The 25,884-nt window shown below is 70.4% G+C and carries 21 protein-coding genes; 12 read left to right on the top strand and 9 right to left on the bottom strand.

The window, feature by feature from the left end:
* Nucleotides 1-6: 6 nt before the first annotated feature.
* From cysW to SLW52_RS02520, 3 genes are read right to left on the bottom strand one after another with little or no spacing between them, the layout of a single operon-like run.
* Nucleotides 7-963, bottom strand: coding sequence for a sulfate ABC transporter permease subunit CysW (gene cysW / locus SLW52_RS02530; protein ID WP_295937898.1), 957 nt, complete (start codon nucleotides 961-963; stop codon nucleotides 7-9).
* Nucleotides 963-2,063, bottom strand: coding sequence for an ABC transporter permease subunit (locus SLW52_RS02525; RefSeq protein WP_043092975.1), 1,101 nt, complete (start codon nucleotides 2,061-2,063; stop codon nucleotides 963-965). The genes cysW and SLW52_RS02525 overlap by 1 nt, the downstream gene beginning before the upstream one ends.
* A 4-nt stretch (nucleotides 2,064-2,067) precedes the next feature.
* A complete protein-coding gene (locus SLW52_RS02520; RefSeq protein ID WP_017917609.1) occupies nucleotides 2,068-3,090 on the bottom strand; it encodes a sulfate ABC transporter substrate-binding protein in 1,023 nt (340 codons plus the stop codon).
* Between the two features lie 193 nt (nucleotides 3,091-3,283).
* Here SLW52_RS02520 and kbl point away from each other — a divergent pair, with 193 nt between their 5' ends.
* Both kbl and SLW52_RS02510 read left to right on the top strand, forming a co-directional pair.
* Nucleotides 3,284-4,486 carry a glycine C-acetyltransferase gene (gene kbl / locus SLW52_RS02515; RefSeq protein ID WP_148829681.1) on the top strand — a complete coding sequence of 401 codons (1,203 nt, stop codon included), beginning with the start codon at nucleotides 3,284-3,286 and terminating at the stop codon, nucleotides 4,484-4,486.
* 1 nt (nucleotide 4,487) lies between these two features.
* Complete coding sequence (locus SLW52_RS02510; RefSeq protein ID WP_148829682.1) at nucleotides 4,488-4,880, top strand: HNH endonuclease; 393 nt, start codon at nucleotides 4,488-4,490, stop codon at nucleotides 4,878-4,880.
* On the opposite strand, the gene SLW52_RS02505 is transcribed toward SLW52_RS02510, so the two are convergent.
* From SLW52_RS02505 to SLW52_RS02490, 4 genes are all read right to left on the bottom strand, one after another.
* Nucleotides 4,831-5,604, bottom strand: coding sequence for a pseudouridine synthase (locus SLW52_RS02505; protein WP_295925502.1), 774 nt, complete (start codon nucleotides 5,602-5,604; stop codon nucleotides 4,831-4,833). The two genes, SLW52_RS02510 and SLW52_RS02505, sit on opposite strands and share 50 nt — an antisense overlap.
* A gap of 109 nt (nucleotides 5,605-5,713) precedes the next feature.
* The gene (locus SLW52_RS02500; protein ID WP_152236546.1) at nucleotides 5,714-6,208 is read right to left on the bottom strand and encodes a hypothetical protein; all 495 of its coding nucleotides are present in this window, start codon (nucleotides 6,206-6,208) and stop codon (nucleotides 5,714-5,716) included.
* Between the two features lie 282 nt (nucleotides 6,209-6,490).
* A complete protein-coding gene (locus SLW52_RS02495; protein ID WP_160966123.1) occupies nucleotides 6,491-7,588 on the bottom strand; it encodes an OmpA family protein in 1,098 nt (365 codons plus the stop codon).
* A 277-nt stretch (nucleotides 7,589-7,865) separates the two neighbouring features.
* Entirely contained in the window at nucleotides 7,866-8,777 is a 912-nt protein-coding gene (locus SLW52_RS02490) for a LysR family transcriptional regulator (protein WP_017914119.1), read from the bottom strand.
* Between the two features lie 99 nt (nucleotides 8,778-8,876).
* Here SLW52_RS02490 and SLW52_RS02485 point away from each other — a divergent pair, with 99 nt between their 5' ends.
* The 5 genes from SLW52_RS02485 (at nucleotide 8,877) to SLW52_RS02465 (ending at nucleotide 16,116) form a co-directional block, all read left to right on the top strand.
* Nucleotides 8,877-10,127 (top strand): MFS transporter, encoded by a 1,251-nt coding sequence (locus tag SLW52_RS02485; RefSeq protein WP_320739493.1) that lies wholly within the window; start codon nucleotides 8,877-8,879, stop codon nucleotides 10,125-10,127.
* The gene (locus SLW52_RS02480; RefSeq protein WP_320739494.1) at nucleotides 10,124-11,425 is read left to right on the top strand and encodes an SGNH/GDSL hydrolase family protein; all 1,302 of its coding nucleotides are present in this window, start codon (nucleotides 10,124-10,126) and stop codon (nucleotides 11,423-11,425) included. The genes SLW52_RS02485 and SLW52_RS02480 overlap by 4 nt, the downstream gene beginning before the upstream one ends.
* Nucleotides 11,426-11,463: 38 nt before the next feature.
* Nucleotides 11,464-12,498 carry an aldo/keto reductase gene (locus SLW52_RS02475; protein WP_284467708.1) on the top strand — a complete coding sequence of 345 codons (1,035 nt, stop codon included), beginning with the start codon at nucleotides 11,464-11,466 and terminating at the stop codon, nucleotides 12,496-12,498.
* Between the two features lie 42 nt (nucleotides 12,499-12,540).
* Entirely contained in the window at nucleotides 12,541-13,563 is a 1,023-nt protein-coding gene (locus tag SLW52_RS02470; protein WP_320739495.1) for a zinc-binding alcohol dehydrogenase family protein, read from the top strand.
* Nucleotides 13,564-14,067: 504 nt separating this feature from the next.
* Nucleotides 14,068-16,116 carry an NADPH-dependent 2,4-dienoyl-CoA reductase gene (locus SLW52_RS02465; RefSeq protein ID WP_320739496.1) on the top strand — a complete coding sequence of 683 codons (2,049 nt, stop codon included), beginning with the start codon at nucleotides 14,068-14,070 and terminating at the stop codon, nucleotides 16,114-16,116.
* A gap of 170 nt (nucleotides 16,117-16,286) precedes the next feature.
* Here SLW52_RS02465 and SLW52_RS02460 read toward each other — a convergent pair whose 3' ends face one another.
* Nucleotides 16,287-16,697, bottom strand: coding sequence for a Rap1a/Tai family immunity protein (locus SLW52_RS02460; RefSeq protein WP_267093589.1), 411 nt, complete (start codon nucleotides 16,695-16,697; stop codon nucleotides 16,287-16,289).
* A 98-nt stretch (nucleotides 16,698-16,795) separates the two neighbouring features.
* Between SLW52_RS02460 and SLW52_RS02455 the strand changes: the two genes are divergently transcribed.
* A complete protein-coding gene (locus tag SLW52_RS02455) occupies nucleotides 16,796-18,127 on the top strand; it encodes an MFS transporter (protein ID WP_320739498.1) in 1,332 nt (443 codons plus the stop codon).
* Between the two features lie 104 nt (nucleotides 18,128-18,231).
* Here the strand turns inward: SLW52_RS02455 and SLW52_RS02450 are convergent, their stop codons facing one another.
* Nucleotides 18,232-19,353 carry an ROK family protein gene (locus SLW52_RS02450; protein WP_320739499.1) on the bottom strand — a complete coding sequence of 374 codons (1,122 nt, stop codon included), beginning with the start codon at nucleotides 19,351-19,353 and terminating at the stop codon, nucleotides 18,232-18,234.
* A gap of 113 nt (nucleotides 19,354-19,466) precedes the next feature.
* Between SLW52_RS02450 and SLW52_RS02445 the strand changes: the two genes are divergently transcribed.
* The 4 genes from SLW52_RS02445 to SLW52_RS02430 all read left to right on the top strand — a co-directional run bounded on the left by SLW52_RS02445 (nucleotide 19,467) and on the right by SLW52_RS02430 (nucleotide 25,832).
* Entirely contained in the window at nucleotides 19,467-21,965 is a 2,499-nt protein-coding gene (locus SLW52_RS02445; RefSeq protein WP_320739500.1) for a TonB-dependent receptor, read from the top strand.
* Between the two features lie 23 nt (nucleotides 21,966-21,988).
* Entirely contained in the window at nucleotides 21,989-22,885 is an 897-nt protein-coding gene (locus tag SLW52_RS02440) for a glycerophosphodiester phosphodiesterase family protein (protein ID WP_320739501.1), read from the top strand.
* 209 nt (nucleotides 22,886-23,094) lie between these two features.
* Nucleotides 23,095-24,252: a glycerophosphodiester phosphodiesterase family protein gene (locus tag SLW52_RS02435; protein ID WP_017911121.1), complete on the top strand. Its 1,158-nt coding sequence runs from the start codon at nucleotides 23,095-23,097 to the stop codon at nucleotides 24,250-24,252.
* An 89-nt stretch (nucleotides 24,253-24,341) separates the two neighbouring features.
* Nucleotides 24,342-25,832: a hypothetical protein gene (locus tag SLW52_RS02430; protein ID WP_320739502.1), complete on the top strand. Its 1,491-nt coding sequence runs from the start codon at nucleotides 24,342-24,344 to the stop codon at nucleotides 25,830-25,832.
* The last annotated feature ends 52 nt before the right edge of the window (nucleotides 25,833-25,884 follow it).

Here is a 25,884-nt window from a genome sequence, read left to right as displayed (position 1 = left end):
GCAACCTCAATGTCGGTGAGTGGCGGCCAGCGCCGCGCCGTGGCGCCAGTGCAGCCAGGACTTGACGGCGAGCGTCAGCAGCGCGGTCAGCGCCAGCAGGCTGGCGCAGGCGAAGGCCGCGCTGTAGGCGTATTCGTTGTAGAGGATCTCCACATGCAGCGGCAGCGTGTTGGTGCGCCCGCGGATCTGTCCGGACACCACCGATACCGCGCCGAACTCGCCCATCGCCCGCGCACTGCACAGCAGCACGCCGTACAGCAGGCCCCAGCGGATGTTCGGCAGGGTCACCCGCAGGAACGTCTGCCAACCGCTGGCGCCCAGGCTCAGCGCCGCCAGCTCCTCGTCGTCGCCCTGCTGCTCCATCAGCGGCATCAGCTCGCGGGCGATGAAGGGAAAAGTGACGAAGGTGGTCGCCAGCACGATGCCCGGCAGTGCGAACACGATGCGCGGCAGATGCAGCGACACGTCGCCCAGCGGCGGCAGGTGCAGCCACACGCCTTCGTCGATCAACGGCCAGGCCCAGCCGTTGCGGCCGAAGATCAGGATGAACAACAGGCCGGCGACCACCGGCGACACCGAGAAAGGCAGGTCGATCAGGCTCACCAGCAGGCGCTTGCCGGGGAAACGGTGCTTGCTGACCGCCCAGGCCGCGGCCACGCCGAACACCAGGTTCAACGGCACCACGATCGCCGCCACCAGCAGGGTCAGGCGGATCGCCGCCAGCGCGTCCGGATCGGAGATCGCGCGCCAGAACACGCCGACGCCGCTGCGCAACGCCTCGGTGAACACCAGCAGCAAGGGCAGCAGCAGGAACGCCAGCAGGAAGCCGAGCGCGCCGCCGATCAGCAACCGCCGCACCCAGCGCGGCTCGTCGACCACCGAAGCCCGCACGTGCGCGGCGACGGCGACCGCACCGGCCTGCCCGGGGACGTGCGCGGCCAGCGCGGACACGACCGACGCCATCACGCCACCGCCCTGCCGCGCCGCGCGAACCAGGCCTGCGCCCCATTCACCAGCAGCAGCGACAGCAGCGACAACAGCAGCATCGCCGCGGCGATCGCGCTGGCGCCGCCGTAGTCGAACTCTTCCAGGCGGATGGTGATCAGCAACGGCGCGATCTCGGTGGCATTGGGCAGGTTGCCGGCGATGAAGATCACCGAGCCGTACTCGCCGACGCCACGCGCGAAGGCCAGCGCGAATCCGGTCAGCACCGCCGGCCACAGGGTCGGCAGCACGACCCGGCGCACCGTCTGCCAGCGCCCGGCACCGAGCGTGGCCGCCGCCTCTTCCAGTTCGCGCTCGGCCTCGGCCAGCACCGGCTGCACGATCCGCACCACGAACGGCAGCCCCACGAACACCAGCGCCACGACGATGCCCAGTGGCGCGTAAGCGACCTTGACCCCGCTCGCCCCGCTGACCTGCATCAGCCCGACATAGCCGATCAGCAGGCCGCCGACGCCCAGTGCGGCCAGGCTCAGCACGGCGACCGTGCCGAGCAGGCGCTGCAGCACACGCAGCGGTGCCGGCAGCAGCGCCTGGCTACGCCGCAGCAGCGCGTAGCCGGTCGCCGCCAGCGCCAGCAGCAGCGCCAGCCGCGGCCACCACCAGGCCAGCGTCGGCAGGCTGGCGGCCAGCGCCTGCGTCGGCTGCTCCAGCCAGCGCCCGATCCAGCCGTTGCTGCCGTACAACGCGGTCAGGGCAATGCCGGCCACCGCGGTCGGCAGCGCGAACGGCAGATCGATCATCGCGTCGAACAGGCGCTTGCCGGGAAAGCGATAGCGCACGAACACCCAGGCCACCCAGGTGCCCATCACCGCATTGAACGCGGCCGCGGCCAACGCGGTGCCGAAACTCAAGCGCAACGCCGCCAGCACCCGCGGCTCGCTCCACACCCGCCACACGCCGTCCCAGCCCAGTCCGCTGGTCTTGAGCAGCACCGCGAACAAGGGGATCAGCACCACCAGTCCCAGCCAGGTCAGGGTGATGCCCAGACTCAGCCCCAACCCCGGCATCACCCGGCGCTGGCGCGGGGCGCGGGCAACGGCGGCGGCGGTCACGGCCATCGCGTCACTTGCTCGCCTGGATCTGGTCGAACAGGCCGCCGTCGTCGAAGTGCGTGGCCTGCGCCTTGGCCCAGGACCCGAACGCCTGATCGATGGTGACCAGGCGCACCTTCGGCAGCCGCGCCAGATCGGCGCGATCGGCGTACTCGGGATGGCGCGGCCGGTAATAGTGTCTGGCCGCGATCTTCTGTCCTTCCGGCGAGTACAGGTACTTCAGGTATTCCTCGGCCACCGCGCGGGTGCCGTGCTTGTCCACGTTCTTGTCGACCAGCGCCACCGACGGCTCGGCCAGGATCGACAGCTTCGGCACCACGATCTCGAACTTGTCCTGGCCCAGTTCCTGCTGCGCCAGGAACGCCTCGTTCTCCCAGGCCAGCAGCACGTCGCCGATGCCACGCTGGACGAAGGTGGTGGTGGCGCCGCGCGCGCCGGTATCCAGCACCGGCACGTTGCGGAACAGCGCGCGCATGTAGTTGAGGATGCGTTCGCGGTCGCCCTTGAAGATGTGGTCGGCGTAGGCCCAGGCAGCCAGGTAGTTCCAGCGCGCGCCGCCGGAGGTCTTGGGATTGGGGGTGATCACCGACACGCCACTGCGCAGCAGATCGGGCCAGTCCTTGATCCCTTTCGGATTGCCCTTGCGCACCAGGAACACGATGGTCGAGGTGTACGGCGCGCTGTTGTCGGGCAGGCGCGTGGCCCAGTTCGCATCGATCAGCTTGCTCTTGGCGGCGATCGCATCGACGTCGTAAGCCAATGCCAGCGTCACCACGTCCGCCTCGACCCCGTCGATCACCGCGCGCGCCTGCTTGCCGGAGCCGCCGTGCGAGGTCTCCACCGCGACCTGCTCGCCGGGATGCAGCTGCGCCCAGTGCCTGGCGAAGGCGGCGTTGTAGTCCCGGTACAGCTCGCGGGTGGGATCGTAGGACACGTTGAGCAGTTGCGTCTCGGCGGCGGCCGCGGCCCCGGCGAACACGCACAGTGCGAGCGCGAGCAGCGGGCGCCAGCGGCGCGGCGGAAGGCTGGACATGGGCGGTTCTCCGAAAACACACAGGCCGACGCCGCGGCCGATACCCGCCGCGGACCATGACGCATGCTGCGCAGCGGCAGGCGGCGGGTGAAATGACTTCCCGGCAGCGGCTCATGCCATTTGCGCATGACGGCCGCGGCCGGCGCGGGCGCCGCGGTAAAATCGACGCTTCTTTCCGCCGCGCGTGCCCGTCATGACCGACTCCCGCCTCACCCAGCACTACGCCGAGGAACTGGACGCGATCCGCGCCCAGGGCCTGTTCAAGTCCGAGCGCATCATCGTCGGCCCGCAGGCGGCGGAAATCGTCCTCGCCGACGGCCGCCGCGTGCTGAACTTCTGCGCCAACAACTACCTGGGCCTGGCCGATCATCCGGCACTGATCCAGGCCGCCAAGGACGCGCTGGACACGCACGGCTTCGGCATGGCCTCGGTGCGCTTCATCTGCGGCACCCAGGACCTGCACAAGCAACTGGAAGCGCAGATCGCCACGTTCTTCGGCACCGAGGACACCATCCTCTACGCCGCCTGCTTCGACGCCAACGGCGGCCTGTTCGAACCGCTGCTCGGCGAGCACGACGCGATCATCTCCGACGCGCTCAACCATGCCTCGATCATCGACGGCGTGCGCCTGTGCAAGGCCAAGCGCTTCCGCTACGCCAACTGCGACATGGCCGACCTGGAAGCGCAGCTGCAGGCGGCCGACGCCGCCGGCTGCAAGACCAAGCTGATCACCAGCGACGGCGTGTTCTCGATGGACGGCTTCATCGCCCCGCTGGACGAGATCACCGCGCTGGCGAAGAAGTACAACGCGCTGGTGCACATCGACGAATGCCATGCCACCGGCTTCCTCGGCGCCAGCGGCCGCGGCTCGGCCGAGGTCAAGGGCGTGCTGGACCGGATCGATATCGTCACCGGCACCCTGGGCAAGGCCATGGGCGGCGCGCTGGGCGGTTTCACCACCGGCCGCCGCGAGGTGATCGAACTGCTGCGCCAGCGCTCGCGGCCCTACCTGTTCTCCAACTCGCTGCCGCCGCACGTGGTCGCCGCCGGGATCAAGGCCTTCGCGATGCTCGACGCCGCCGACGACCTGCGCGCGCGCCTGGTCGAGAACACCGCCTACTTCCGCGAACGCATGGCCGCCGCCGGTTTCGACATCAAGCCCGGCACCCATCCGATCTGCCCGGTGATGCTGTACGACGCGCCGCTGGCGCAGCGCTTCGCCGAGCGGCTGCTGGAGGAGGGCATCTACGCCATCGGCTTCTTCTTCCCGGTGGTGCCCAAGGGCCAGGCGCGGATCCGCACCCAGATCAGCGCCGCGCACACCCGCGCCCACCTGGACCGGGCGATCGACGCATTCACCCGCATCGGCCGCGAACTGGGCGTACTCGCCGCCTGAGATGCGCGCCGCGCTGCGCCAACGGCTGTTGCTGGCGGCGCAGACCGACGCCCAGGCGCAAGCGCTGGAGGACGGCTGGGAGACCCGCTGCCTGCATTGCCGCCGGCGCCTGCGCCTGCGCGCTGACGGCGAACCGCTCGGACACAGCACGCTGGAACACGTAGTGCCGCAGGCCTGGTTCGGGCGCCGCGTCGCCGCGGCGCTGTGCGCCCAGGTCGGCGACGATGCCAACGATGCGCGAAACCTGGCGCTGGCCTGCGCCGGCTGCAATCACGCCAAGGGCCGTCACCACGATGCGCGTGGGCCGCAGGATGCGCGCGCCCGCGAGGTGGTCGCCGCCCTGCTCAGCGCGCGGCTGGCGCGCTGGCGTCCGCCGCCGGCGCCAACGCCCTGACTTCAGCGGCGCTGAGCTCGCGCCACGCGCCCTTGCCCAGGTCGCCCAGCACCAGGTCGCCGACCGCCACCCGCACCAGCCGCAGCACGTCCAGGCCGAGCGCGGCCAGCAGCCGCCGGATCTGCCGGTTGCGTCCCTCGTCCAGCACCACTTCCAGCCAGGCATGGCGCTCGCCCTGGCGCAGCAGGCGCGCCTGCTTGGCCCGCAGCGGTTCGCCATCGTCGACCACGCCGGCACACATCCGTGCCAGCAGCGCCGCGTCGGGCACCGCGTCCACCTGCACGTGATAGGTCTTGTCCGGGCCGCTGCCCGGATCGGTGACCCGCGCCGCCCACTGCGGGTCGTTGCTGAACAGCAACAGGCCCTCGCTGGCCTTGTCCAGGCGCCCGACCGGTGCCAGCCACGGCAGGCCGGCACCGTCGAAACAGCGGTACACGGTGTCGCGGCCACGCTCGTCCTGCGCACTGGTGACCAGCCCCCGCGGCTTGTTGAGCATCAGGTACAGGCGCTTGGTATCGGCCAGTGGCGCGCCATCCACGGCCAGCCGGTGGCGGCCCTGCAGGATCGGGAATTCGGGATCGGTGACGATGCGTCCGTCGACGGCGACGCGGCCGGCGGTGATCCAGCGCGCGGCCTCGGTGCGCGAGCACAGGCCCAGCTTGGACAGGGTGCGGGCCAGGCCGTGGCGCGGCACGGCCGGCGCGGCGGCGCTGCGCGCGGGCAGGCGCGGACGTGCGGGCGCCGCCGGGGACGACGCCGGACGGCGGGAACGCGGCGGCTTGGCCCCTCGCACGGCGCGAACGGGCGCGGCCGCGAGCGGCCGCGCGCCGGACTTACTGCTTGTTAGCGTCGGCCGGCGCCGGCGCCTCGGCGGCGGCGGCGGGTGCCGGAGCCGGACGCGCCTTGACCACGCGCACGCCGCGCGCCTTCATCCAGGCGTCGAACTCCTCGGCGGTCATGCGCTTGCCGTTCTGGCTCATGTCGAACCGCCATGGCGTGTTGTCGAAGGCGGTGGCCGGCTTGTAGGCGGCCGGATCGTTCGGCTTCACCGCGCCCGGGGTGGCATTGGCCAGGCTCTGGCAGCCTTCGGCGCGCAGCCGCAGCAGCACCCGGTCCAGCGACTGGTCGCTGCTGTAGGACTGGGTCAGCACGCCGCTGGGCATACCCAGTTGCACGTTGCGGCTGAACAGTTCCGAAGCGACCGGCGCGGCGACCGTGGCCGGCAACGCCAGCGGCTTGGGCAGCAGATCGCCGGAGCAATCCGGTGCGGCGTGGGCCGCAGGAATCAGGGCAAGCGCGAGCAGGCTGGCCGTCACGATACGCAGCATCGGTTTTTTTCCATTCAGGCGAGTCGACGAGCGAGTGTAGGCAGGCCCCGGCGTGCTTTCAACTGTTACCGACACTACATGCGCTAAATAATTGGGATTGCTGAAAAAATTCAGCTTGAATGCTTTGTGCATCCTGCAGAAGCGGCTTCAGCCGCGGCAGGCATTTCCGGGACGTCTGTCGCGGCTGAAGCCGCTCCCACAACGACACCGACATACATTTCCCACACACAAAAACAAAGCCCGGCACGAGGCCGGGCTTTGCTTGAGACTGGAAGCGTCCGATTAGTTCTGGACGTTCAGCTCGGTACGACGGTTCTTCGCACGGCCTTCCGGATTGTCCGAACCATCCGGGTTGGTGTTCGGGGCAATCGGACGGCTCTCGCCGTAGCCGATCGGACCGACCAGACGCGAAGCGTCCACGCCGTTCTTGGTCAGGTAGTCGTACACGACGCGGGCGCGGCGCTCGGACAGCTTCTGGTTGTAGGCTTCGGTACCCTTCGAGTCGGTGTGACCGGCAACCTCGACGCGCAGGTCGGGGTAACGCTTCAGGATCTCGGTGGCCTCGCCCAGGATCGCCACAGCGTCCGGACGCAGGTTCGCCTTGTTGAAGTCGAAGTTGACGCCCTTCAGGTCGATCGACACCGGCACCGGGCAGCCGTCCGGACCGATGGTCTGGCCAGGCTGGGAGTTCGGGCACTTGTCGTCGCAGTTGTTGACGCCGTCACCGTCGTCGTCCAGATCGGCGCAGCTCGGCGCAGCGGCCGGCGGCGGCGGCGGGGCGACCGGGGCAGCCGGCGGCGGGCCCAGCGGGATCACGACGCCGACCGAAGCCAGCACGTCGCCGAACCAGTTCTGCGACGGAGCGGCAACGCTCTGGTCGTCGAAGTCAGCGCGGTAGGCCACTTCGGCACGCACGGCAACGCGCTTGTCGAAGGTGGTCTGCAGACCGACGCCGGCCTTGGCGGCAAAGTTGCCGTCCTTGCGCTGGCCCGGGGAGACCGGACCGCCGGTGTCGAACTCTTCTTCCGAGCGCTGGTAGCCCAGGCCGAACAGCAGGTACGGGTTCCAGCCGCGGCCTTCCTGGATGAAGTGGCGACGCAGGTCGAACGAGATGCCGTACTGGCTCCAGTTCAGGTCCTGGTTCTTGTCGAAGTTCGGGTTCTGATAGTTCAGCTCACCGTCCAGCGACCAGTTCGGGTTGATGAACTTGCCCAGGCCCAGGGTGACGAAGGGCGCATCGTTGGTGGTGCGGTCCTTGTCCTGGAAGTTGAAACCAGCCGAACCGGTCAGGTACCAGCGGTCGTCGAATTCCTGCGCGGACGCTGCCTGGGCGACGGCCAGACCGCCCAGCAACGCGGCGGTGAGAATTTTCTTGTTCATTAATACAACTCCTTGTTTCGGGGAGATAGAAACCGGTAGAGGCATGGTTCAGTACAGATGTCTCGTCACATCCAGACGGCCGTTTCCGCACGCCATCGCCGCGCACATTATGCGCGGCATAGTGAAGATGGCGTTAACGAGCACGTAACATGTGAAAGTCAACGCCAGCCCCTCCTAGGCCGTGGATACACCCTATACAGGTTAATGAAATCCCGCAATGCGGCACGGAGATGACCGTTTGCGGTCGTAGACAACGGCCAGCAGGGCGACCCAGTTCTCACCGCGGCCGCGCCCATGGCGGCGGGTCGGCCAACTCGGCCTGCATGAACTCGACGAAGGCCCGCACCCGCGGCGGCACCAGCCGGCGCTGCGGCATCACCGCGTGGATGCCGGTTTCGGTCAGCGGGTAATCGGCCAGCACCTGACGCAACCGCCCCTGCCGCAGGTCCTCGGCCACGTGCCATTCCGAATGCAGGGCGATGCCCTGGCCGTTGACCGCGGCATCGCGCAGCACCTCGCCGAAGTTGGTCTCCAGCGGCCCGGCCACGCGGACGGCGATTTCGCCGTCGGGTCCCTGCAGCCGCCAGGTGTCCTGGCGGCCGTCGCTGCCGGTCAGCAGCAGGCAGGCGTGCGCGGCCAGGTCGGCCGGCGTGGCCGGGGTGCCGTGGCGGCGCAGGTAGTCGGGCGAGGCGCAGAGCATGCGCCGATTGCCGGCCAGGCGCCGCGCGACCAGGCTGGAGTCGCGCAGGGTGCCGATGCGGATCGCCAGGTCGAAGCCTTCGCTGACCAGGTCCACGACGTTGTCGCTCAGGTGCACGCTCAGCCGCACCTGCGGATGCAGCGCCATGAAGCGCGGCAGCAGCGGCGACACATACAGGCGGCCGAATGCCGCCGACATCGTCACCCGCAAGGTGCCGGCGGCGACGACACCGGCCTGGCGCAGGCCGCCGGCCAGCGATTCCAGGTCCTCGACCAGCGGCCGCCCCTGCTCGGCCAGTTGCAGGCCTTCCGGGGTCGGGTGCAGGCGCCGCGTGGTCCGGTGCAGCAGGCGCACGCCGAGCGCGCGCTCCAGCCGCTGCAGCCGCTGGCTGGCCACCGCCACCGACAGGTCCAGGCTGCGCGCGGCGGCGCTGATCGAGCCGAGGTCGAGCACGCGCAGGAACAGGGCGATATCGCCGATCCGGTCCATTGTGTGGATTCCATTGAAAGTCGTTCAATATTTTTACTGTTTTTGCTGAGAACCTGCAGGCCTAGGCTGCCGTCCTCCCGTCACTTCCGGAGCCGCCGCATGGCCGCCTCGCTCGCCCCGCCTCCCCATCCGCCCGCTGCCGGGCGCACGCCGATCGCGCTGTTCGCGCTGACCGCTGGCGCCTTCGGCATCGGCACCACCGAGTTCGTGATCATGGGCCTGCTGCTGCAGGTCGCCGCCGACCTGCGGGTCAGCGTTCCGTCCGCCGGACTGCTGATCTCCGGCTATGCGCTGGGCGTGTTCCTCGGCGCGCCGCTGCTGACCGTGGCCAGCCGGCGCTGGCCGCGTAAGCGCGTGCTGCTGGCGCTGATGCTGGTGTTCACCGCCGGCAACCTGGCCTGCGCGCTGGCGCCGAGCTACGCGGCGCTGATGGCGGCGCGGGTGGTGACCTCGCTGGCGCACGGCACCTTCTTCGGCGTCGGCGCGGTGGTCGCCACCACCCTGGTGCCCCCGCAGCGCAAGGCCTCGGCGATCTCGACCATGTTCACCGGCCTCACCGTCGCCACCCTGCTCGGAGTGCCGGCCGGCGCCTGGCTGGGCCTGCATTACGGCTGGCGCGCCACGTTCTGGGCGGTGGCGGGGATCGGCGCGCTGGCCACCGTGGTGATCGCCGCGCTGGTGCCGGCCGATCGTGCCGCACCGGCGGCCGTGCCGCTGCGCGAGGAACTGCGCGCGGTCGGCCGCGGCCCGGTGCTGCTGGGCCTGGCGACGACGGTGCTGGGCTATGCGGGCGTGTTCGCCGTGTACACCTACGTGCAGCCGCTGCTGACCCAGGTCACCGGCGTAGCCGACAGTGCGGTGTCGCCGCTGCTGCTGGTGTTCGGCGTGGGCATGATCGTCGGCAACGTGCTCGGCGGACGTCTGGCCGACCGCCGCCCGCGGCAGGCGCTGCCGCTGAGCTTGGGCGTGCTGGCGGTGGTGCTGGCGGCACTGCCCCTCGCCTTGCCGTCGGCGCCGGCGATGACGCTGGGCATCGGCCTGCTGGGCGTGGCCGCGTTCGCCACGGTGGCGCCCCTGCAGGTGTGGGTGCTGGGCAAGGCCGGCGAGGCCGGCCGGCATCTGGCCTCAAGCCTGAACATCGGTGCGTTCAACCTGGGCAATGCGCTGGGTGCCTGGCTGGGCGGCCTGGTGCTCGGCCATGGCGGCAGCCTGTCGCAACTGCCCTGGGTGGCGGCACTGCTGACCCTGGCCGGATTGGCGGTGGCGCTGGGCGCGCTGCGGCTGTCGCCGGCCACCGCCACACCCGCCGCCAATCACGGCGCGGGTTGCGCCGCCGGCGGTGCGGCATGAGCCGGCCGATGGCGCGGGCTGCGCTGGCGACGGCGCTGCTGGGCGCGGCGCTCGTTGGGGACGCGGCGTCGCGCGAGTGGATCGCGACCTGGCAGGCCAGCCCGCAGCCGCTGTGGGCCGCGGACTTCCCGTTCCCGACACAGACGCCATTCCACCTGTGGCGGCAGACCGTGCGCCAGGTGGCGCGGGTGAGCCTCGGCGGCAGCGAGCTGCGGGTGGAACTGAGCAACGCCTATGGCGATGCGCCGCTACACATCGGCGCCGCCTCGCTGGCCCTGGCCGGCGACGGCGCCGCGACCCTGCCCGGCTCGCAGCGGCCGCTGCGCTTCGGCGGCAAGACCGAGGTGACCGTGCCGCCGGGCGCGCCGGTGCTCAGCGACCCGGTGGCGCTGAGCGTGCCGGACCTGGCCCGGCTCAGCATCAGCCTGTACCTGCCGCAGCCGACCGCGCCGTCCACCTTCCACTGGGAGGGCCTGCAAAGCGCCTGGCTGGCCGCGGGCGACCGCACCGCCGACGCCACGCTGGCCGATGCCACGGCGCTGCCGGTACGGCTGTTCGTCAGCGGCATTCATGTGCGCCGCGCCGATGCCATCGGCGCGGTGGTGGCGCTGGGCGATTCGATCACCGACGGCGCCGCGTCGACGCCGGGGCAGGACCGGCGCTGGCCGGACCAGTTGGCCACGCGGCTGGCCGCGCAGCGGGTGGCGGTGCTCAACGCGGGCATCTCCGGCGGGCGCGTGCTGCGCGACCGCATGGGCCGCAACGCGCTGGCGCGGCTGGACCGCGACGTGCTGGCGCAGCCCGGCGTGCGCACCGTGATCCTGCTGATGGGCATCAACGACATCAGTTGGTACGCCACGCCGTTCGCGCCGGACGATGCGCCGGTGCCGGCCGAGGACCTGATCGCCGGCTACCGGCAGGTGCTGCAGCGCGCGCAGGCGCGCGGCCTGCGGGTGATCGGCGCCACCCTCACCCCGTTCGAGGGCGCGCTGCCGGACTCGCCGATCCCCGGCTACTACAGCCCGCAGAAAGAGGCCGTGCGCCAGCAGGTCAATGCCTGGCTGCGCGCGGGCAACGGCTTCGACGCGATCCTGGATTTCGACGCCCTGCTGCGCGACCCCGCGCATCCGGCGCGGATGCGGTCGGAATTCGACTCGGGCGATCACCTGCATCCCGGCGATGCCGGTTACGCGGCCATGGCCGAGGCCGCCGCGCAGTTGCTCGGCGCCGACGCAACCGCGCGCCCTCCCGCTCACGCCACTGCGGACGCGGTCGACGCCGCCGCCGCGGCGCGCTGACGCCTTATCCCCCCCTTCCCCACCATCAGGAGTGTTCCATGGAATACCGTCATCTCGGCGCGTCCGGCTTCAAGGTCCCCGTGCTCAGCTTCGGCACCGGCACCTTCGCCGGCACCGATCCCTTCTTCGCCACCTGGGGCAACTCGGACGTGGACCAGGCGCGGCGCCTGATCGACATCTGCCTGGAGGCCGGCGTCACCCTGTTCGACAGTGCCGACGTCTACTCCGGCGGCGCCGCCGAATCGGTGCTGGGCGTGGCGATCAAGGGCCGCCGCGACCAGGTGCTGCTCTCGACCAAGGCCGGCTTCCGCTTTGACCGGGCCGCAGCCAACAGTGTCGGTTCCTCGCGCCTCCACCTGGTGCGCGCGGTGGAAGCGGCGCTGACCCGCCTGGGCACGGACTATCTCGACCTGTTCCAGTTGCACGGCTTCGACGCGCACACGCCGGTGGAGGAAACCCTGGCCACGCTCGACGACCTGGTGCGCGCCGGCAAGATCCGCTACCTCGGCGTGTCCAACTTCTCCGGCTGGCACCTGATGAAGTCGCTGGCGGCGGCCGACCGCCACGGCTGGTCGCGCTATGTCGCGCACCAGGCCTATTACTCGCTGATCGGGCGCGACTACGAGGAGGAACTGATGCCGCTGGGCCTGGACCAGGGCGTGGGCGCGCTGGTGTGGAGCCCGCTGGGCTGGGGCCGGCTGACCGGCAAGCTGCGCCGCGGCCAGCCGCTGCCGGAAAGCAGCCGCCTGCACGACAAGGCGGTCACCGAGGCCGGGCCGCCGGTGGAGGAAGAGCGCCTGTACCGGGTGATCGACGCCCTGGAAGCCATCGCCGCCGAAACCGGCCGCAGCGTGCCGCAGATCGCACTGAATTGGCTGTTGCAGCGACCGACGGTCAGCAGCGTGATCATTGGCGCACGGACCGAAGACCAGTTGCGGCAGAATCTGGGGGCGGTCGGCTGGACCCTCGATCCCGCCCACGTGCAACAGCTGGATGCGGCCAGCGCGGCGGTACCGGCGTATCCGTACTGGCACCAGCGCGGCTTCGCCGAGCGCAACCCGCGGCCGGTCTGAGCCGCGGCCGTGCCCTCCTTTCCTTCACGTCCAGGAGCCTCCATGAAAGCGGTCGCCACCCTCCATCCCCTTCCGATCGACGATCCGCAGTCGCTGCACGACCTCGACCTGCCGACGCCGCCCGCGCCCGCCGGCCACGACCTGCTGGTGCGGGTGGAGGCGGTGTCGGTCAATCCGGTGGACACCAAGGTTCGCGCCAAGGGCGCGAGCGACGGCCAGCCCAAGGTGCTGGGCTACGACGCCGCCGGCGTGATCGAGGCGGTCGGGCCCGAGGTCGACGGCTTCGAGCCGGGCGACGAGGTCTACTACGCCGGCGACATCACCCGCGCCGGCAGCAACGCGCAATACCAACTGGTGGATGCGCGCATCGTCGCGCGCAAGCCGGCCACGCTGGACTTCGCCCAGGCCGCGGCGCTGCCGCTGACCACCCTGACCGCCTGGGAGCTGCTGTTCCAGCGCATGCCGTTCGACTTCGACGACGAACACAACCGCGGCCGCCGCCTGCTGGTGATCGGCGGCGCCGGCGGGGTCGGCTCGATCGCGATCCAGTTGGCGCGGCATGCCGGCTTCGAGGTGATCGCCACCGCCTCGCGGCCGCAGACCCGCGACTGGTGCCTGCAACTCGGCGCGCACCACGTGATCGACCATCGCCAGGCGCTGGCGCCGCAGCTGCAGGCACTGGGCATCGACCAGGTGGACGCCGCGTTGAACCTGGCCGATACCGACCGCTACTGGCAGGCGCTGGGCGAGTTGCTGGCGCCGCAGGGCCACGTCGGGCTGATCGTCGAGCCGAGCGGTCCACTGCACATCGGCGACCCGTACAAGGCCAAGTGCATCGGCATCCACTGGGAAATGATGTTCGCACGCGCCCGGTTCCGCACCGACGACATGATCGAACAGCACCGCATCCTGGCACGCACCGCCAGCCTGGTGGACGCCGGCGAACTGCGCACCACCCTGACCGAGACCCTGACCCCGATCAACGCCACCACCCTGCGCGAGGCGCACCGCCGCCTGGAGTCGGGCAGCACCATCGGCAAACTGGCCCTGGTCGGCTGGGGCTGAGCGGGCGGCGCATCGATCGAAACATTCGCGCGATCGCCCAGCCGACCGTAACCGCTCCCGCTCCTGCTCCCGCTGTTGCTGTTGCTGTGCTGTTGCTGTGCTTTCGCTTTGCTTTTGATCTACCGGGTCCCCTCGGCGCGGCAGCCACGGCGGGCGAATACCCGAAGGGCGATGCGCAGGATGCGCGTCGTTTTTCGCCGGCACATGGATGTGCCGTCGAAAAATGCCCGTCGTGGCTGCGAACCCGGAGCGCGCAGCGCGGAAGGCGCGCTGCGGGGTGTGCTTGACCAGCCTTCGGCTGTGGTGAAGCGCTTCTTTTGGTTACTTTTCTTTGCACAAGCAAAGAAAAGTGACCCGCGTCAGCGGAAGCTGTCGCTCTTGCTTCTAAGCGCCATGCTTCAAAATCCCAGAGCGATGTAAAGGCGGCTTAAGGCAACGCCCCTCTTGCCGTAGCCCAAGTTTCACGGCACCCTGCGCCCTTCCGTACGCTTGCGTATCCACGCCATGTCGCCCGCCCCCGGCCAGCCCGACCCCACCCCCATCGCCTACCCGCACCTGTTCGCCCCACTGGACCTGGGCTTCACCCAGCTGCGCAACCGCATCCTGATGGGCTCCATGCACACCGGCCTGGAAGACCGCGCCCGCGACTTCCCCAAACTGGCCGCGTACTTCGCCGAGCGCGCCGCCGGCGGCGTCGGCCTGATCGTCACCGGCGGCTTCGCACCGAACGTGGTCGGCTGGCTGAAACCGTTTGGCGGCAAGCTGTCCTGGCCATGGGAAGTGCGCCCGCACCGGCAGGTGACCGCCGCGGTGCACGCGCATGGCGCCAAGATCTGCCTGCAACTGCTGCACGCCGGGCGCTACGCCTACCACCCCCTGTCGGTGGCACCGTCGAAGCTCAAGGCGCCGATCAACCCGTTCACCCCGCGCGCACTGTCGGCGCGCGGCGTCGAACGCCAGATCGATGCCTACGCACACGCCGCCAGGCTGGCGCGCGAGGCCGGCTACGACGGCGTCGAGGTGATGGGCTCGGAAGGCTATCTGATCAACGAGTTCATCGCCCCGCGCAGCAACCGCCGCAACGACGCCTGGGGGGGCGATGCGGCCAAGCGCATGCGCTTTGCGGTGGAGATCGTGCGCCGCATCCGCGCCGCCTGCGGACCGGACTTCATCATCGTCTACCGGCTGTCGCTGGTGGACCTGGTCGAGGACGGCAGCGACTGGCAGGAGATCGTGCTGCAGGCGCAGGCGATCGAGGCCGCCGGCGCGACCCTCATCAACTCCGGCATCGGCTGGCACGAAGCACGCGTGCCGACCATCGCCACCTCGGTGCCGCGCGCGGCCTTCGCCGCGGTGACCGCCAAGCTCAAGCCGCACGTGCGGCTGCCGCTGATCGCCACCAACCGCATCAACATGCCCGACGTGGCCGAGCGCATCCTGGCCGGCGGCGGCGCCGACATGGTGTCGCTGGCGCGGCCGCTGCTGGCCGACCCGGAATGGGCGAACAAGGCGCAGCGCGGCCAGGCGCAGGCGATCAACACCTGCATCGCCTGCAACCAGGCCTGCCTGGACCACGTGTTCGAGAACAAGACCGCCAGTTGCCTGGTCAATCCCCGCGCGGCCGCCGAGACCGAACTGAACTACCTGCCGACCCGCGCGCCCAAGCGCATCGCCGTGGTCGGCGCAGGCCCGGCCGGCCTGGCCTGCGCCACCGTGGCCGCGCAGCGCGGCCACCGCGTCACCCTGTTCGACAGCGCCAGCGAGATCGGCGGCCAGTTCAACGTGGCCAAGCGGATTCCCGGCAAGGAGGAATTCCACGAGACGCTGCGCTACTTCCGCCACCAGATCGACGCTACCGGCGTGGAACTGCGCCTGCAGACCACCGCCGATGCGGCCCTGCTGGCCGACTTCGACGAGGTGGTGCTAGCCACCGGCATCGTGCCGCGCACGGTGGATTTCCCCGGCGCCGACCATCCCAGTGTGGTCAGCTATCTGGACGTGCTGCAGGGCCGGGTGCAGGCCGCGGACAAGGTCGCGATCATCGGCGCCGGCGGCATCGGCTTCGATGTCGGCGAGTTCCTGGTGCACGCCGGCGAGTCGACCGCGCTGGACCCGGCGCGCTGGATGGCCGAGTGGGGCGTGGACCCGCAATTCGAAGGCCGTGGCGCGCTGTGCAAGCCACGCCCGGAGCCGCCGGCGCGCAGCGTGTGGCTGCTGCAGCGCAGCCCGGGCCGGCCCGGCGCGCGGCTGGGCAAGACCACCGGCTGGATCCATCGCGCCACGCTCAAGGCCAAGGGCGTGACCATGCTCGGCGGCGTCGAATACCTGGGCGTGGACGACAGCGGCCTGCGCATCCGCGTGGACGGCGCCGAGCAACTGTTGCCGGTGGGCACGGTGGTGGTCTGCGCCGGCCAGGAACCGCGGCGCGACCTGCAGGCGGCGCTGCAGGCCGCCGGCCGCAGCGCGCACCTGATCGGCGGTGCCGATGTCGCCGCCGAACTGGACGCCAAGCGCGCCATCGCCCAGGGCAGCCGGCTGGCGGCGCAGTTGTAGGGCGTGCGCTGACCTGGTCGGCCATCGGCGACCATCGCGGGCAGCGTCGCGTCGACGCACGCGGCGCTCTGTCGGGCACAGTCGGCGATCGCTCTCGATCCCGGCACGCGCAAGCCCAGGTCGCCCGCAGCAGTCAGGCCCGGCGCCCGTCACCGACGGGCCTGTGACGCTCAACGCGCCGCGCAGGGGAACGCGTCGTGCAGCGCCTGCTCCACCGGAACCGCGGCGCGCTGCCGCAACTGCGCCGGCGGCAGCGCGGCGAGCGCGGTGAACACGCGATCGACCAGTTCGTGCGTCAGCACGCCCTGCGCGCCGGCGCACCACTGTCTGCCTTCGCTGGCGTCGGCGACGCCGGCGATGTACAGCCGCGCCAGCGCGCCGGCCTGCGCGCGGCGTTGCTCGGCGCTGCCGGCGAGCGGCGTCGCCGCGGCCTGCGCATCGCCGCGCAGCAGACGCAACAGGTCGGCGGCGGACAGCTGATACACCGCCTGCGGGCGCGCGGCCACGGACGCGACGGCAGGCGCAGCGAAGGCGGCAAGACACAGGCACAGCAACCGGGGCCATGACCATGACAGCGACATCGGCGAACTCCTCGAACGACGGGGACCAGCGCCTTCGATCCTAGCAAGCCGGCGCGGCGGACTTGGTGCTGTCGCATCGCGCGGCTATAAGCCTGGGCATGCCGCACCCCTCGCCCCTGCCCGCCCTGCCCCGCCTGCCGCAGACGGCGCTGGCGGCGTATGCCGGCGCGCATTTCGGCAAGAGCCTGCTGTGGTACGCCGGCGAACTGCTGCTGATCTACTCGATGACCGAACATGCCGGCCTGCGCGCGATCACGGCCGGGCTGGTGCTGGCGCTGGGCCTGCTGCTCAGCGCCGCGATCGGCCTCGGCACCGGCTGGGGCCTGCGCCGGCGCCTGCGCGACGTGCGCAGCGCCGGGCGCCTGCAATGGCACGGCCTGGCCGCCGCGGCGCTGGCGCTGCTGCTGGTGTTCGCCGCACCCTTGCTGCCGCCGCCGCGGCGGCTCGGCTATGTGCTGGCGGTGAGCCTGCTGTTCCGGCTGGCCTACGCCGCCTGCGACGTGGCCCAGAACACCTTGCTGAGCCTGGCGCAGTGGCCCTGGCGCGGCCACGACGGCGCCAGCGCGCTGCGCCTGGCCGGCAGCGGCGCGGCGGCGCTGCTGATCAGCAGCGTGGTCGGTGCGGTGCTGGCGCGCGGGACCGATGGCGGCAGCCTGGCGCTGCAGGCCAGCGCGGTGCTGGCGGCGGTGGCGATGCTGTGCGCCTGGCAGTTGCAGCGGGTGCTGCGCCATCACGCCACTGCGCACCCGGCCCCCGCCGACGCCACGGCCGTGATCGCGATCGACCGAGCGCCCTCGTGGCGCGCGATTCCCTGGCAGCCGCTGGCACTGATCGCAGCGGTCTCGCTGACCCTGCCCGCGTTCACCAAGCTCGCCCCGTACGTGGCCGCCTACGGCCTGCTCTCGCCCGGCTGGGGCAGTGCGGTCCTGATCGCCTATGCGCTCGGCACGGTGCTGGTGCAACCGCTGGCCGCGCGCTGGGGCCGGCAGCGCACGCCGACGCAACGGCTGGCCTGGCTCGGCGGCGCCCTGTTGCTGTGCGCGCCGCTGTTCGCGCTGGCGTTGCCGGCGCAGCCGCTGCTGAGCCTGGCCGCAGCGGCCTGCATCGGCGCCATCGGCGGCAGCGGCGGGCAACTGGTATGGGCCTGGCACGCGCAGTGCACCGCGACCCGTGCGGTCGCCGAGCATGCGCTGTGCTTCGCCGCACTGACCGCCGCCGCACAGGTCGCCCTGGCCGCCGGGGTGGTGCTGATCGGCGTGCTGCTGGATGCGCTGGCCTACCGCGACGGGCACTGCCTGCTGCTGTGCTGGGCGATGGCGGCCGGCCCGCTGCTATGCGGGGCGCTGTGCCTGCTGCTGGCGCTGTTGACGGGACGCCGGCGATCGCATCCGATCGGTGCCGGCCTGGCGGCCAACGCCAGCAGCGGCTGAGACAGCGGACGCTGCGACGCAACGAGCGAGCATCAGGCCCGAATCCTCGGCGACACGGCGCCATGTCGCTGGCTTGAACGCGGCGCACAGCGCACGCGCATGTCTCAGGCGAAAAACGCCCGCTGCAGCGGCATCAACGCCGCGCCCAGGGTCACCGCGTCGCCGACGGTGCGGGCAATGCACAGTTGCGGCAGCGGCGGCGCCAGGCCGTGCCGGTTGGGTGCGCGCGGGATGCGGATGCGCTCGATCAGGCGCTGCGCGATCGCGGCCGGCAGGCGCCCGCCGATCACGATCGCCTGCGGATCCAGCGCATAGGCCAGATACGCGCACAACTGCGAGAACGGTGCCTCGGCCATGTCCAGCCAGGCGTCCACGCCCGGGGTGTGCGCGTCGATCGCGCCGAGCATCTGCTCGACTCCGGCGTAGTCCTGGCCGGCCGCGCGCACCAGCGACAGCAGCGCGTCCAGGTTCGGATACGCCATGCCGCCGACAGTCCAGATGCCGCCGAACTCGCCGGCATTGCCGCGGTGGCCACGGAACAGCCGGCCATCGGCGATGATGCCGCCGCCGAAGCCGTTGGTCAGGTGCAGGTAGACGAAGTCGCGGCAGTCGCGGCCGACCCCGTACAGACTCTCGGCCACCGCCGCCGCCGCGCCATCGTTCTCGATGGTGACCGCGCAGCCCAGGGCGTCTTCCAGGATCGGCACCAGGTCCACCTGGGTCCAGTCCTCCAGCGCCGGCGGCCCGGCCATCTGCCGGCCCTGCCCGGTGAAGAACGCCGAAATCGCCATGCCCATGCCGACCACCCGCGCCGGGTCCACGCCGGTCTCGGCCAGCAGCTCCGCACGGAATCGCTGCAACTGCGCCAGCACCGGCGCGCGGCGCATGTCGGCCAGGCCCACGCGGCGCTGGCCGCGCACGGTGCCGGCGAAATCCACCAGCGCCAGCGCCACCACGTCGCCCATCAGGCCGATGCCGAAGGCGTAGGCGTAATCCGGCGCCAGCCGCACATCGACGCTGGGATTACCGCGACCCTCGGCGGCACGGGCGCTGAGCTGGACCATGCGGTCCTGCACGAAGCCCTGCAGCAGGCGCGCCACGGTGGGCTGCGACAGAGCCAGGTCGCGGCTCAGCGCCGCCTGGGTCTGCACCCCGGTCTTGAACACACGGTCGAGCAATTGGCGGCCGCCGGCACTGACGCGCGGCGGGAAATCGGAATGCGGCATAGGCGGACGCAAAGCGTGATGGATGCACGAACCGCAACAACCTAGCACGTGGACATCTAAGTTTCATACATGGTAAATAGTATTAACCCCACATTCTTTTACTGGGGGTCTTCATGCGTACCGTTCATCCGCACCCGATCCTGCTGGCACTGGCGCTCGCGTCCATCCTCGGCAGCGCCGCGACCGTCCATGCCGAGGACGCGCCAGCACCCCCGGCAGACGCCACCACCACGCTGGACCAGATCGTGGTCACCGGCACGCCGCAGGGCCAGTCGCAGAAGGACGCCCCCTTCGCGATCAGCGTGGTGTCCAAGGAACGCCTGGAGCGCAGCACCCCGAGCAGCAGCGTGGACATGCTGCGGGCGGTCCCCGGCTTCTCCGCCGAACCCTCCGGCGGCCAGGGCGGCGGCCAGAACCTCTACGTGCGCGGCCTGCCGGCGGGCGGCTGGTACTACGTGCAATACCAGGAAGACGGCCTGACCCTGTTCGACGAGCCGCAGGAAAGCTTCTTCAACGTCGACACCCTGTTCGCGCTGGACATGATGACCGAGCGCCTGGAGGTGGTGCGCGGCGGCACCTCGCCGCTGTTCGCGACCAACGCGCCGGGCGGCACGGTCAATGCCATCACCCGCCACGGCACCGCCACCCCCGAAGGCGCGGTGCGCATGAGCGTCGGCAGCGACGGCCTGCGCCGCGAGGACGCCTACAGCGCCGGCCCGCTCAGCGAGAACGTGCTGTACAGCATCGGCGGCTACCACCGCAGCGACGACGGCCTGCGTCGCACCGGCTACACCGCCGACCAGGGTGGCCAGTTGCGCGGCAACCTGACCTTCCTGATGGGCGATGCGATCCTCGACGTCGACGCCAAGTACCTCAACGACCGGACCGCCTTCTACAACCCGATCCCCCTGGCCGACCCACGCAACCCGTCGCAATCGCTGTCGGCGCTGATCGATCCGCTGGACGGCACCCTGCTGTCCAACGACCTGCGCCACACCACCGCGCTGAGCTTCGACGGCAACGGCCCGCTGGCGCGCAACCTCGACCTGGCCGACGGCATCCACAGCAAGGTCAAGCAACTCGGCACGCACCTGGAGTGGGATCTGGGCGACGGCCTGACCCTCAACAACCGCATGCGCTTCGTCGATGCGGAGGTGGACTACACCGCGCTGTTCTCCGGCGCCGCGCCCTACGACGCCGGCACCTACCTCAACACGCAACTCGGCCGCGCGCGCAGCGGCTTCGGTGCGCGGGTGGCGCGGGTCGGCTACGTCGCCAGCCGCAACGGCGCCGCCTACGATCCAGCCGCGGCCAACGGCCTGGTGCTGGAGAGCGGCCTGTGGAATACGCGCACGCATCTGCGCACGCTGTCCGACGATCTGCGCCTGAGCAAGGCGTTCGACGACACCGCGCTGGGCCAGCACACGCTCACCGCCGGCCTCAACGTGCAGCACTTCGAATACCGCCAGGACCGGTTGCAGAACACCGTGCTGACCACGCTGCAGAACAACGCGCAGCGCCTGGACGTACTGGCCTACGACGCCGCCGGCAACGTGGTCGGTTCGGTCACCCAGAACGGCTTCGTGCGCTACGGCAATGGCGTCACCAGTGGCTTCGCCAACGGCACCTACCTGTCGCCGTACCTGTGGGACTCGGTGCGCTTCGGCCGCCTTGGCCTGGATGCCGGCGTGCGCTACACCCGCTACAACGCCAACGGCGGCGTCTACGCCACCACCACGCGCAATCTCGGCGATCCGACCACGCTGGCCGACGACAACGTCGGCGGGCTCAGCGGCGCGTTCAGCCCGCGCACCGATCATCGCCATGCCACGCAGTGGACGCTCGGTGCCGAGTTCGCGCTGACCCCGCAGTTGCAGACCTTCGCCCGCTACACCCAGTCGCAGCGCCTGCCGCGGCTGCAGAACGTCTACCAGACACAGAACGCCGACGTCACCGATATCGACCAGGCCGAGGCCGGCCTGCGCGGCAGCTTCGGCGACACCTTCTCGTTCTCCACGGTCGGCTTCTGGAGCCGCTTCAACGATCTGTCGATCAGCGCCATCGTGCTCGACGGCAGCGGTGCGGTGCAGAGCCTGGCGCTGGTCGGCAAGACCCGCACCCTGGGCCTGGAATCGGAGTTCACCTGGCGGCCGCTGCCGCTGTTCGGCATCACCGGTTCGGCCACGCTGCAGGATCCGCAGACGCGCGGTCTGAGCAACGCGACCACCGGCCTCAGCTACGGCGACCTGGACGGCAAGCAGATCTCGCGCATCCCGAAGTTCATGGCGTCGATCAGCCCGACCCTGTACTTCGACATCGACGGCCGGCCGCTGGAACTGTCGGCGACCGCCTATCGCATGGACCAGCGCTACGTCGACTACACCAACGCCACCGCCCTGCCCGCCTATACCACCTACGACCTGGGCCTGTTCGCGCGGTTGAGCGCGCACTTGGAGCTGCAGCTGCACGCCGCCAACGTCGGCAACGCGCTCGGCCTGACCGAGGGCAATGCGCGCGTGGACACGCTGTCCGGCCAGGGCACCGCCGACGCGATCTACGCGCGGCCGATCTTCGGCCGCAACTACAACGCGTCGCTGACCTGGAGATGGTGAGCATGCGCTGCCGGAGACTGCTGATGAGCGCCGTGCTGTCGATGCCGGTCCTGGCCATGGCGGCAACGCCAAGCCTGCCCGACCGGCTGCGCGACCCGCATGGGCCGGCGCTGGTGGTGTCGCACCGCGCCTGCTGGACGTTCGCCTCGGAGAACACCCTGGACGGCATCGCCGCGTGCATCGCGCGCGGCGTGGACATGGTCGAGATCGACGTGCGCACCACCCGCGACGGCGCGCTGGTGCTGATGCACGACGAGACGGTGGACCGCACCACCGACGGGCACGGCGCGGTGGCCGATCTGGACGCGGCGCAGATCGCCGCCTTGCGCGTACGCAGCCGAGGTGGCGGCCGCGACAGCACGCTCACCGCGCGGCATCCGCCGACGCTGGCGCAGGCGCTGGCCGTGGCGCGCGACAAGGTCCTGGTGAACCTGGACGTCAAGGCCGCGGCGCTGGACCAGGTGATCGACGTGGTGGAGGCCGCCGGCGCGCAACGCGACGTGCTGCTCAACGTGCCGCTGGACGCGCCCGCTGCGGTGCTGCAGCGCGCGCGCAAGGCCGACATCGCGGTGCAGGCGCTGTACCTGCAGCGTGAATCGACGCTGCCGCCCGAGCAGGCCCTGCGCCGCGCCGCCAGCTTGCAGCCGGCGGTGGTGCAGCTGATGTTCGACGACCCGGTGGTGCTGGACATCGCGCAGCGCGAACTGGCGCCGCACGCGCGCCTGTTCGTCAACACCATGACCAACGACATCGCCAGCGGCAGGCCGATGCGGCTGTCGGCCAACTACACCGACCAGCGCGCGCTGCGCGATCCGGCCGCGGTCTGGGGTGGGCTGCGCAAGCACGGCGTCAGCATGATCCAAACCGACGAGCCGTTGGCATTGCAACGCTACCTGCACGGCGCGGACACGCCACGGTAGCCGGCCTCGGTCCAAATCCCGGCGACACCGCGCGGTGGCCCACGCGGGGTGTCGCCAGGATTCCAGTTTCAGACGGGTGGCATGCAACGCCAGGACGATGCCCGTCGCTTCGAGCATTGCGCTGCAGACAACCGCGCCCATGGGCGCGGCGGTTGCCGCGCGCTGCGCTGCTTCACTTCATTCCATCAACCCCGAACGGAAGAGAGCACATGAAACTGCCCAAGAAACCCGCCAAGGTTCTCGCCCTGGCGCTGGCCTGCGCGTCGCTGGCCACGCTGTCCGGCATGGCGTCGGCCGCCAGCAACTGGAACCCGCAACATATCCTCAACGTGATGAAGAATCCCTACCAAGGGAATCACGCCGATGTCGTGGTGATCTCGCATCGCGGGCTGGTCGGCAACGGCTGCGCGGAAAACTCCACCTGCTCGATCCTCAGCACTTACAACAACAACATCGAAGCGATCGAACTCGATGTCAAGCAGGCCTCCGACGGCATCCTTTGGCTGTTCCACGACCAGAACGCCGGTCGCGTGGTGTATCACGAGCCCGGCTTCTATATCTTCCAGCCGGCGACCAATCCGAAGGGCTGGAATCCGGACATCAGCACCCTGACCAGTCATGATCTGGTCAACTCGTTCCTGCGCGACAAGAACTTCGCCAAGACCAACGACAATCCGACCTCGCTGGCCAAGGCGCTGAACACCGTGGTGACCTACGCCAACCACATGGTGGTGGTGCTTGATCTGAAGAACCTGGATGCAGTCTCGCGCGCGGCCGACCAGGTCCATGCGTTCCGCATGGAGAACCAGGTGGTGCTGAAATTCAGCGCCTCGCTGCTGCCGAAGACGCCCAGCGAGATCACCCGCTTCACCAAGGGTGTGCCATTCGCGCCGACCATCTACGCCGGCGACATGGACAGGCTGGCCGATGGCGGCTACGTCGGCGAGTGCGGCTCGGGGCGCGGCGACACGCCGGCGTGCCGGGTCAACGCCTGGATCAACGAGGCGCGTCGCCAAAACGGCTTCGCCTGGCTGGAAATCGGCAACAAGCAGCCCCGCCGCGGCGACCCGACCGCCGAACTGCTGGCCGAGAACCAGGCGCAGAAACGCGCGATCGGCGCGTTCTCGCCGGTGCCCGAGTACCGCCTCAGCAGCCATGACGGCCAGCACTACGTGCGCAGCAACGGCACCTGCTGTGCCTCGCTCGACGATTACCTGACCCGTACCAAGTACTTCGGCAACGAGACCGCCGACGACCGTCCGGACTTCCGCGCGCAGGTCACTGCCGGCTTCACCAGCATCATCACCGACGATCCGCTCGGCGTGATTCGCGCCAACGTGCCGCGCAACACCGCGCGCTACAACTGACCACTGGATGGTCGCCCGGGGAGTGCGCTCCCCGGTCCTGCACGGCGCCCATGCGCCGTGCAGTCCGTCGCCCGCCTTCAGGAGTTCCCATGCGTTACGCCCCACGTCCCCGCCATCTGCTTCTCGCGCTGCTGGTCGCCGGCGCCTGCGTGCCGCTGCTGCAACGCGTGGCCACCGCCCACAGCGCGCAACCCGCAGCGCCGGCTTCCCTCGCAACACACCCCCCTGCCGGTCCGGCCAGTGCGCAGACGCCGCCGTCCGCTGGCGCCGATTCGATGAACGGTAGCGCCGTGCCCGGGCCACCTGCGAGTGCGGTGCTGGCTGCGGCGCAGGCGCTGCCTGCCGACTTCCAGGCCGATGTGCTGCTGCGCTTGGCTGCATCCGCCGATCTTCCAGCCGACGGCAACCGGGCCGCTGCCGCGCAACGGCTGACCCAACAGGCCGTGACACTGGCCGAGCGCGCGCAACGGCGCATGCCAGGCCTGGCCCGCGTCGGCAGCATCGACGAAGAGCACGACGACGAACTTCGCTCACCGCGCACCGCTGGTCTGGATCGGCTGACGCTGCAGACACGCGCCGCACAACACGCCACGCCAGCGCAGGTTCAGGCGTTGTTCGCCGCGCTGCCGACGCCGCACGCCGGCAGTTGCGATGCGGACTATCTCGACGATCCCAGCCCGACCTATGCGTTGGCCAGCGCATTGCAGCCGGCACCACCGGCAGCGCGCGCCAGCGCAATCGCCGCACGCGTGGACGCGGCGCAACACGAAACCGACACCGCCCCGGCGCTGAAGATGGCGCTCGCCGCGGCGCCGCTGGACACTGCGGGACAGGCACAGCTCGGCGACAGCCTGGTGCGCATGTTCGAACGCATCCGCGGCGACGACGCCGGTTTCACCGCCACCGAACTCAGCGTGGCCGGCGACATGCCGCTGGTGCTGCAACAAGTGTCCGACAGCGCCCTGCGCGAGCGCCTGCACGCCGCCTACCGCGGCTACGTCGCTGCGCATCTTGCGCAGACGCGCTGCCCTTCCAGCGTGCTCGGCAACCACTGGCTGCTGGAACAGCGCTTCGTCGCCGAGCTGCCGGCCGAGCGCATCGTGCCGGCACCGCAGCTCCCCGCGCAGTCGATCGACGCCGATGCGATCTCGCTGATCCGCCAGGCCGGCTACAACATCCGCACGCAGTTGCTGGATCCGGCTTCCAGTGCAGGCGATGCGGCCACGGAAAAAGCATCGATCGAGTTCCTCGACCAACTCGACCACGGCGTGCTGCAGCAGACCGCCGCCAGCGACGACAGCGGCCGCGTGCAGCGTGCGCGCCTGCGCGAACTGTTGCGCTATCTCGAGTACGCGCCGGCGGGCGCGGCGCGCGACCGCGGCATGCACCTGCTCGCCACGCTGCTGAGCGGCCCGTATTACGCACGCGATCACGACACCTGGTTCGGCGATCTGCGCGTGCTCGCCGATCAGGCGCAGCGTTGGCCGGATCGCGATCAACGCCTGGCGCAACTGAGCGGACACGCCGATCCGGTGGTGAAGGTGTACGCCATGCTGATGCAGCGCAGGCAGTTTCCCTGAGCCTCATGCGCCGCAGTGCGGCGCTGCACAATGCCGTCGTGCGGCCAGGCAC

Source organism: Xanthomonas sp. LF02-5 (genome assembly GCF_034105325.1).
In the GTDB taxonomy this organism is placed as follows: Bacteria; Pseudomonadota; Gammaproteobacteria; order Xanthomonadales; family Xanthomonadaceae; genus Xanthomonas_A; species Xanthomonas_A sontii.
The sequence above is the reverse complement of the archived record's forward strand: the minus strand, read 5'-3'. Positions and strand labels throughout refer to the sequence as shown.